Source organism: Planktothrix sp. (assembly GCF_046067725.1).
In the GTDB taxonomy this organism is placed as follows: Bacteria; Cyanobacteriota; Cyanobacteriia; order Cyanobacteriales; family Microcoleaceae; genus Planktothrix.
Map to the genome: position 1 here is coordinate 1 of NZ_JBJUDF010000166.1, position 8,936 is coordinate 8,936.

Sequence of the window (8,936 nt, forward strand, 5' to 3'; positions counted from 1 at the left end):
TACAGTCAAAGCACTCATTGCACAAAAATTCATTGGGGTTAATATAACCTTACCTTTTAAAAAAGAAGCTTATCAACTCGCAAATAAACATTCTAGTCAAGCTCTAATCGCCGAAGCAGTGAATACCCTCGAATTTAAAGAGGATCAAATCATTGGCCATAATACTGATGGCATCGGATTGGTTCGAGACCTAAAACAAAACCTTCACGAAAATTTAAAGGGTAAGAAAATTTTATTGATCGGGGCAGGGGGGGCAGCAGAGGGGGAAAAAGTTAACTCTTGGGCGGTAATTTCTGACTTTTGGCTGTTAGCTCCTGTTAAATAGGGTTGCCAGGTTAAACCGGGTTGCGGGGTTTGCTGGAAGGGCAGTTCTGGGAGGGCTGTTGCTAGAATTAAATCAAATAGGATTTTATTGCCCTCACTCATCCGAGGTGCTGTATAAATTAATCGACCCAAGGTTTGTAATTCTTCTCGAATCGTATTCACTCGGATTCCTTGTTCCGAAAGTTGGGTACTGGGTGAGAAGACAAAGTGCCAGAGGGTTTCCCCATTGTTAAGGGCGGTATTGATTTGCTCTTGTTCTTGGGGTTTGAGCTTAAATTCTACTGGGGTCACAAGACCGGATAGTAGGTTGTTTTCGAGAGTTTGAGTGGGAATAACGGCCTGGAGTTGAGTGCAGATATCGGTAATGTCTGGTGGTGGGGTTTGATTTCGATAACAAGTAATCACTTGTTCAAGTCGTTTTGTTCCTGCAATTAACGCATCAAAACCTTCAGAAGATAGAACAATTTGTTGATCCCGCAAGACTCGTAAATAGCTTTCCATTTGATGGGCTAATTCTTCCGCCATTCCGACTCCTACCATTCCTGATAACCCTTTTAAGGAATGGAAACACCGGAATAATTCATTGAGGTGAGAGATTTCAATATGAGATTTATTGATCCAAGATTCAAGCGTTAGAAGTTCTCGTCTGACGACGGCTAAATGTTCTTCACATTCGGCAAAATAATCTTCTAGGAAATCCTCGAAAAAATTGTTGTTAGGCGGATTGGACACAGTTAGATTCACCTCATCAGAGCAATATAAATACCTCTCATAAAAAGCATAATTTTACATAAAATCAGCGAAGAAGAAATGGTTTTTAAACCGGAACTGAAGTTAGTAAGTCTTGAATTTGACCCGCTAGAAATTGCGGCTGAAAGGGTTTCGTTAAATAGCAAGCCGCACCCGCAGCAATGGCCTCACTCCGACTATCTTCATCTCCTTTAGTTGTGAGAATGACAATCGGTGTTGAGTGATAACTGGGGTGTTCTAAAACAAATTTTAGAACTTCTAATCCGTGCATCTCTGGCATATTCAAATCCAATATCATCAAATCAAAGGGAGCAACTTCAAGTTGTTCAATGGCTTCAAAACCATTTCCCGCTTCGCTAAAACTGACATCGGTTAAATCGCGCAAGGATGCGATTACCATTTTTCGCATTGTTGCCGAGTCATCAACAACTAAAATCCGTCTCATACTCTAAACTCCTTGAGCGGATAAGCCAAGAATCATTTGCATGACTATCAGGGGTGTATTGATCAGGTAGATGCAGAGCTTGGTGTTTCGACAATCTTCAAAAAACCTGAAGAAAATTAATCGATTTTTTAATAATTTCTTCATGTTGGTTTGAAAGGATTGTAAGATCAATAAAAATGATAGTATTGACCTATTGCAAATCAATTTCTGCACCCAGTCATACAAGTGCTCAACGAACATAGTAATCCGCAGAATAATCACACCTGAATTATAAATCATCCACTTCTAGGAAGTATGAATTGTGTTTGAAAAGTTAACAAGAAAACACGCTCAGTCCTTGAGTGGCTTCTAAACTATCTCCTTTGTTTTCACCGTTGTGGAAGGCTGCTAGAATCACATCACAGGTTTTTCCCCAGGTGATCGCTCCTGTGGCATCAATACCAATGGCTCCAAAATCTCGTTGACGCTGTTGAGCTTCCCCAAAGGATTTATCAAAGGCGGCTTTTAAGGTTTGACCATCCGTGACCCGCGTTACAATTTTAGCGGCTAAACATTCATCAAGAATATCTTCCCCAATTCCGGTACAACTGACTCCCGCTTGATCGGTGGCGTAATTTCCCGCCGGAGTCGCCGAGTCACTCACCCGACCAATACGTTCAAACCCTTTCCCTCCGGTTGAAGTTCCGGCGGCTAATTGGCCATTTTGATCCAAGGCAACAACCCCAATGGTTCCAGTTCCCGCAGATTCCGAGATTACATTGGCCATACTGCGTTGAAAATTATCTTTACGGTCTTCTAACCATTCTTTTAACCGTTGATCCGTGAGGGGATTATAAAGGGGAAGTTGCAGTTCCCGTGCTAATTCAGCCGCACCATAATCGGATAAAACGTGATCCGAGGCATTTTGTAAGAAAACGGCTAAATCGATGGGATTTTTGACCCGTGAAACGTTAATCACGCCACTAAACCGCTTTAAGGTTCCATCCATTAAGGAGGCACTCATGCGAATTTGGCCATCGGACTGTAAAACAGAACCGGTACCCGCATTAAATCGGGGGTCATTTTCGAGCAATTGACAACCACGCACCACCGCTTCTTTAGCGTTGGCTCCTTGGAGCAGTAAGGCGTAGACTTGATCAATAACTTGATACAGGGATTTACGAACGGCTTCTAACCCTCCTTTACCTTGGAGAGAACTGCCAGCACCACCATGAATAATCAGTTTAGGTTGAACCACCATGAATGTATTGTAAAGTGAACTCATATCGGGGCGTTATTGGGGCTGTTCCATTGGCTGTGCGTCAGAGGAAGAACGACGGCGACGACAGCGTTCAGAACAATATTTGACTTCATCCCAACAGTTCGCCCATTTTTTTCGCCAGGTGAAGGGGCGATCGCAAACAGGACAAATCTTCGTCGGTAAGTTTGACTTGGATTGCTTTCGCGCCATGCTAAGTTAATGGAGTTGCTTCAATCTCGGATGATCATACCATTTCCATGTCACAGACCGTTTCTGAGAACACCCGATTAACTTTCATCCGCATTGTCTTAGTTGAACCCGCCGGAGCGTTAAATGTGGGTTCAGTGGCGCGGGTGATGAAAAATATGGGATTAGAGCAATTAATATTAGTCAACCCTCATTGTGATCCCCTGGGGGATGAAGCGAAAAAAATGGCGGTTCATGCGGCTGATATTTTAGAACAGGCCATCATCGTTTCGTCTCTACCCGAAGCCTTAACCGGATGTCAACGAGCGATCGCAACAACAGCGCGATCTCGCTCCCAAGCGTTACCCACTGATTTAGAAGATCCCAGAACGGTTTTACCTTGGTTATTAGATTGTCCTTCGGCTTTAATTTTTGGCCCAGAAGATCGAGGTTTAAATAATGATGAATTGAGTTATGCTCAACGGTTTCTGCGTATTCCTTCGAGTTCTAATTATCCGTCTTTAAATTTAGCTCAAGCTGTTGGAGTGTGTTGTTATGAATTACGATATTTAGCGTTAGAAATCCAACCGACTCCAGCACAGCCGATGGAAAGTCCCAACCCTTCTACGGTTTCCTTAGACGTTTTAGAAGGATATTATCAACAGTTGGAAAGCTTGTTACTTCGAGTTGGATATTTGTATCCCCATACCGTTAATAGCCGCATGAAAAAATTCCGCCGTTTGTTTAATCGTGCTGATTTAACGGGGGAAGAAGTGGCAATGTTACGGGGTATCCTGAGTCAAGTGGAATGGGCAATAAATTGTAACAATTTTGTTGCAATTGATGATACCCTAAAAGCGACACCCGATCGGGTTGAAACAAACCCCCTTTCCCTTGACTGATGGTTGAGAGGAGAGGTGAGAGCCGATCATGAGGTCGGGTGGGAAATGATTTCGATCAACGTTTTCAAACAGTCTTAAAGTCCTAGTCAGGTGTTAGGTGTGGCTCAACGATCTCCGCGTCAGTCGTTCTTCTCAAAATCGTCTGTTTCTAACTCGGACTCTGCGTCCTCCGATCCCAAGTCCCGTAATGGCAATTTGTCGAAATCACAACCTCGACGTCGTTCTCGTCGTTCAACTCCTCCTCCTCAACCTCAACCTGTTCCTCGTCGGGATCGTTCACGAGAACCCCGCCAGAAAGTTGATCCCAGTCGTTTAGAGTCTTTTGACCCCCTGGTGTCTCAACTTCGACAACAACCCTCCAGACGACCCAAATCTCGTCAATCTGCATCTCAACCGGGTAAACGGCCATCACAGAAAGCCACCCTGACTTCGGTTTTACCGTTTCTTAAGCCTACGGTATCAAAGCCTCAACGTTCCCGTCGTCCCCCGATGGATCGGGTGGCCACCGTTTCTCCAGTTCCCGCACCCAATCAACCTGTAAAACGGATACGGAAAAAACGTCGAGTGTCGCCTATGGTTTACGCCACTCGTCTGTTAATTTTAGGAATTGGAATTGGTGTAATTTCAGGGACGATTCTCTCGATTTTAAATGCTTTGGGACGTTCGAGTGCAGAAGCGAATCAAACGGTTAATTTAACTTTAGAACAACAACAAAACCCTAATTCTCACCCTTCTAATACTCAGGTTCAACCGTTACAACTAACTCAAGAAGCGACAGATTTAAAAACAGCAATTCTAGCTTTAGCTCAGGATTCACCGACGTTAAAACCAGGGGTATTTCTTGTTGATTTGGATACGGGAAATTATGTTGATATTGCCGGGGAAACCCCTTTACCTGCTGCTAGTACCATTAAAGTTCCCATTTTAGTTTCATTTTTTCAAGCCGTTGATGAAGGTAGAATTCGGTTAGATGAAATTTTAACAATGGAGGAAAAACATATTGCAAAAGGGTCTGGAGAACTCCAAGATAAACCGATTGGTAGTAAATTTACGGCTTTAGAAACCGCTACTTTAATGATTACCAATAGTGATAATACGGCTACCAATATGATTATTGAACGTTTGGGAGGAATAGAAACTCTGAATCAAGAATTTTTATCCTGGCAATTAAAACAAACTCAAATGCAAAATATTCTTCCTGATTTGGAAGGAACCAATAAAACAACTAGCAAAGATTTAGTAACATTAATGGCGGAAATCAATCAAGGAAAGTTGGTTTCTATGAAATCTCGTGATTTTCTGTTACGAATTATGCAGCAAACTCGCAATCGTTCTTTATTACCCAGTGGTTTAGGGGAGGGTGCGTTTATTGCTCATAAAACAGGCAATATTGACACGGTTTCTGGCGATATTGGTTTAGTTGATATGCCGAATGGAAAACGATATTTAGTCGGAGTATTAGTTCAGCGAGAAGAAGATAATCCTCAAGCCGAAGAATTAATTCGTCAAATTTCTTCAACGATTTATCAATATTTTGATAGCTCTACTAACCCTGTTCCTAATTCTGAACCTTCAACGGATGATCCAAATCAAGTTCAAAACCAAGATAATCAACAATAAACCGTAGGGTGTGTAAGCGTAGCGCACGCACCCGATTCATCATCTTTTTTACTGAGAGTTCTTATGCGATAACTAGGATTTTCATCATCTCGGACTTCAATAATATCGGCTGTATCGGTTAAGCGTGTTTTTGTTGATCACACCGCGTTTAGAGTTACAATTTCAAGCGTTCTCGTCAGATTAATCAGGAACAATAAATGAAAATGGATTGGAACTCGAAATTGAGAAACTGTGCGATCGCAGGCTTAACAGGATTAGCAACGGTAGGTTTAGTCTTCGGAGAGACCCTATTGTTACCCGTCAATGCGGCTCAAACCTTCTCTTGTACTGGACGGATGAACAATGGGTGGACTTACTCAGCCCAGTTTCTGAATGGACGTTTTACCCAAATTCGTTGGGAACGCTCAGGACAACCTCCCCAAGTCTCAACCCTTGAGTTCGTCTCTAACAATGACAAAGGCCAACCGATTTATAGAGGCTCTTTAATGGCAGCAGTGACAGTTACTTTAGTCGATCTTTCCGGTGGTAATGTTAAACCGGGTTCACAAATCTCTGTTGGTGTAGAAGAATGGGGTTGGAGCCGGGGAAATTGTAGTCTGTGATTATTGCTATTTAGGTTTAAGACCACAGGACTAATAACGATCATTTTAGTCTCAGAATGCGATCGCTGCGGAGTTGAGAAACTGGGTTTTTATCCAGATTTTGATGCGGAGTATTAACTTAACTGAAAAACCCGGTTTCTGAAAGTTAACGGCGAAGTCGAGAAACCGGGTTTTTAATTGAGATTTTGATCCTGAGTATTCAGTTCAGTCAAAAACCCGGTTTCTGAAAATTATGGAGTCCAGGCGGTTTGCGAACCTTGACCCCAGAACCCGTCATATTTCTTAACTTTGATGTCTCCCAGAACTTTAACCTGACAAGCTAAACGGCGCTGGTTCTTGGAGGAGTGGGGAGGTAGAGCAAGACGGATTTTTTCTTTCCCTTGGGGTTCGGAGACTTCTCCTTCAATTTCCACGCAACAAGTCCCACAGGTACCTAACCCATGACAGTTGATGAGGGAAGCTTGACCATTATAGAGATCAACGCCATTCTCTAATAAGACTTTCCGCAGATTTGCACCCGGTTCGCAAGTGATGGTTTTTCCTTGAGCTTGAATTTGTACCATTTTTCCCTTAATAAAAGTTATGCAATAATTCTTAACTGAATTGTTACTTTTTTTCAAGATCAAAATCAGAGTTTTCAAAGTAAAATCAGAGTGAAAAAGGAAAATATAGTTAACCCGTTTATAATTAAAGTAGCAGTCAGAGAGCAAAACGCCACAATAACACTGTGATGGAATGCTAACTTCTGGATCTCGATCATTCATCAATCTCATCTTGATTTGCAAGTGATCAAATTTATTGTTAAGTGTTAATTTTATAAGCCATGACTCAACCCCTTTGGATTTACGATACCACGTTAAGAGACGGCGCACAACGAGAAGGATTATCCTTATCTTTGGATGATAAATTGATAATTGCACGTCAATTAGATAGTTTAGGAATTCCTTTTATTGAAGGAGGATGGCCGGGAGCGAATCCTAAAGATGTTCAATTTTTTTGGAAGTTACGAGAAGAACCTTTAACGACTTCAGAAGTTGTAGCTTTTTGTTCGACTCGACGCCCGAATAGCCACGCAGAAGAAGATGATAATTTAAAAGCAATTTTATCAGCAGGAACCCTTTGGGTTACGTTATTTGGGAAATCGTGGGATTTGCACGTTACGGAAGGATTGCAAACGACTTTAACCGAAAATCTCGCCATGATTGAGGATACGATTCAATTTTTCCGCAGTCAAGGTAGGCGAGTCATTTATGATGCCGAACATTGGTTTGATGGATATAAAGCTAACCCGAATTATGCCCTAGAAACCTTAAAGACGGCGGCAAAAGCTGGGGCTGAATGGTTAGTTTTTTGTGATACAAATGGCGGAACGTTACCCCATGAAATTACTCAAATTGTCCGTGACGTGATTCAAGCTTTGAAACCCTTAGAAACCCCGTTTCCTTTACAATTTGGGATTCATACTCATAACGATTCAGGAACAGCCGTTGGCAATGCGATCGCAGCCGTATTAGAAGGCGTTAATATGGTACAGGGAACCATTAATGGTTATGGCGAACGTTGTGGAAATGCTAACCTTTGTACCTTAATTCCTAATTTACAATTAAAATTAGGTTATAATTGTATTGGCAATGAATCGATTAAAAAACTGACAGAAGTTAGTCGATTTGTTAGTGAAGTTGCTAATTTAGCTCCCGATGATCATGCGCCGTTTGTGGGGTTATCTGCCTTTTCCCATAAAGGAGGAATTCATGTTTCTGCGGTACAAAAAAATCCCTTAACCTATGAACATCTTCCCCCAGAAACCATTGGAAATCAACGGCGCATTGTCGTTTCAGATCAAGCGGGATTAAGTAATGTTTTAGCAAAAGCCAGAACCTTTGGCATTGATTTAGATCGGAATAATCCTACCAGTCGAAAAATTTTACAACAACTGAAGGATTTAGAAAATCAAGGCTATCAATTTGAAGCGGCGGAAGCCAGTTTTGATTTATTAATGCGAGAAGCATTAGGAACTCGCCAAACCTTTTTTACCTTAAAAGGATTTCAAGTTCATTGTGATAAATCGAGTGATGAAATTTGTCAAGCTTTAGCCACTGTAAAAGTAACGGTGAATGGTCAAGATATTTTAGAAGCCGCCGAAGGAAATGGCCCTGTGTCGGCGTTAGATGCCGCATTAAGAAAAGCCTTGATGAATTTTTATCCGATGATTGCTGAATTTCAATTGCGGGATTATAAAGTTAGAATTCTCGATGGAGGTTCAGGAACATCCGCGAAAACTCGTGTTTTAGTCGAGTCGAGTAACGGTCATCAACGTTGGACAACCGTAGGGGTTTCAACCAATATTATTGATGCGTCCTATCAAGCGGTTGTGGAAGGCTTAGAATATGGTTTATTACTCAAACAACAGGAAAATCCAGTTTCTGTTCTTACCTAGAAACCGGGTTTCTGGAAGAAACCCGGTTTCTAAAATTTTCTAAAATTTAATAAAAAATATAGTTTTGATTTGATCAAATTGTTCTAGTATAGAAGTGGAAATAGGATGATTTGAAATGAGGGAGTCAAACGCTAACTTTTACAAGAAAGTAAACTGAACTACAAATCTATTTAAGACATCAAACCATAATTAATCCTAAAATTACCTTCTTGTTTAAACAGCAAACCTCCAAACAAAATTGCTTCACTCTCAGGAGAACGATATGCAGACTCAGCAGCAAGTATCGGGTGCTTTTGCCTTAATTGATAGCCTGAAACGTCACGGTGTTAAACATATTTTTGGCTATCCAGGGGGGGCAAATTTACCCATTTATGATGAAATTTATCGAGCCGAACAAGCCGGAGAATTACAACATATTCTTGTCCGCCAT

Annotated in this window: 10 protein-coding genes and 1 pseudogene; 6 read left to right on the forward strand and 5 right to left on the reverse strand. The window is 41.5% G+C overall.

Annotated features, from left to right (window positions below):
• Window positions 1–16: 16 nt before the first annotated feature.
• A pseudogene (locus tag ACKPEB_RS10025) lies at window positions 17–118 on the forward strand (hypothetical protein); the annotation flags it as partial.
• Window positions 119–204: 86 nt separating this feature from the next.
• Here the strand turns inward: ACKPEB_RS10025 and ACKPEB_RS10030 are convergent.
• The 4 genes from ACKPEB_RS10030 to ACKPEB_RS10045 all read right to left on the reverse strand — a co-directional run bounded on the left by ACKPEB_RS10030 (window position 205) and on the right by ACKPEB_RS10045 (window position 2,969).
• On the reverse strand, window positions 205–1,056 hold the full coding sequence (locus ACKPEB_RS10030) for an Hpt domain-containing protein (protein ID WP_408964740.1): 852 nt from the start codon (window positions 1,054–1,056) through the stop codon (window positions 205–207).
• 85 nt (window positions 1,057–1,141) lie between these two features.
• Window positions 1,142–1,519, reverse strand: a complete 378-nt coding sequence (locus ACKPEB_RS10035; RefSeq protein ID WP_408964741.1) for a response regulator — start codon at window positions 1,517–1,519, stop codon at window positions 1,142–1,144.
• 313 nt (window positions 1,520–1,832) lie between these two features.
• Window positions 1,833–2,783, reverse strand: a complete 951-nt coding sequence (locus ACKPEB_RS10040; RefSeq protein WP_408964742.1) for an isoaspartyl peptidase/L-asparaginase — start codon at window positions 2,781–2,783, stop codon at window positions 1,833–1,835.
• Between the two features lie 9 nt (window positions 2,784–2,792).
• Complete coding sequence (locus ACKPEB_RS10045) at window positions 2,793–2,969, reverse strand: DUF2256 domain-containing protein (protein ID WP_408964743.1); 177 nt, start codon at window positions 2,967–2,969, stop codon at window positions 2,793–2,795.
• A 47-nt stretch (window positions 2,970–3,016) separates the two neighbouring features.
• Here ACKPEB_RS10045 and ACKPEB_RS10050 point away from each other — a divergent pair, with 47 nt between their 5' ends.
• The 3 genes from ACKPEB_RS10050 (at window position 3,017) to ACKPEB_RS10060 (ending at window position 6,069) form a co-directional block, all read left to right on the forward strand.
• On the forward strand, window positions 3,017–3,847 hold the full coding sequence (locus ACKPEB_RS10050; protein WP_408964744.1) for an RNA methyltransferase: 831 nt from the start codon (window positions 3,017–3,019) through the stop codon (window positions 3,845–3,847).
• Between the two features lie 99 nt (window positions 3,848–3,946).
• A complete protein-coding gene (locus tag ACKPEB_RS10055) occupies window positions 3,947–5,467 on the forward strand; it encodes a serine hydrolase (protein WP_408964745.1) in 1,521 nt (506 codons plus the stop codon).
• Window positions 5,468–5,664: 197 nt separating this feature from the next.
• Window positions 5,665–6,069: a hypothetical protein gene (locus ACKPEB_RS10060; protein ID WP_408964746.1), complete on the forward strand. Its 405-nt coding sequence runs from the start codon at window positions 5,665–5,667 to the stop codon at window positions 6,067–6,069.
• Between the two features lie 230 nt (window positions 6,070–6,299).
• Here the strand turns inward: ACKPEB_RS10060 and ACKPEB_RS10065 are convergent, their stop codons facing one another.
• Window positions 6,300–6,632 carry a 2Fe-2S iron-sulfur cluster-binding protein gene (locus ACKPEB_RS10065; RefSeq protein ID WP_408964747.1) on the reverse strand — a complete coding sequence of 111 codons (333 nt, stop codon included), beginning with the start codon at window positions 6,630–6,632 and terminating at the stop codon, window positions 6,300–6,302.
• A 260-nt stretch (window positions 6,633–6,892) separates the two neighbouring features.
• On the opposite strand from ACKPEB_RS10065, the gene cimA reads away from it, so the two are divergent.
• Window positions 6,893–8,506 (forward strand): citramalate synthase, encoded by a 1,614-nt coding sequence (gene cimA, locus ACKPEB_RS10070; RefSeq protein WP_408964748.1) that lies wholly within the window; start codon window positions 6,893–6,895, stop codon window positions 8,504–8,506.
• A gap of 262 nt (window positions 8,507–8,768) precedes the next feature.
• Window positions 8,769–8,936 (forward strand): thiamine pyrophosphate-binding protein (locus ACKPEB_RS10075; RefSeq protein ID WP_408964749.1); only part of this gene is annotated, 168 nt, incomplete at its 3' end.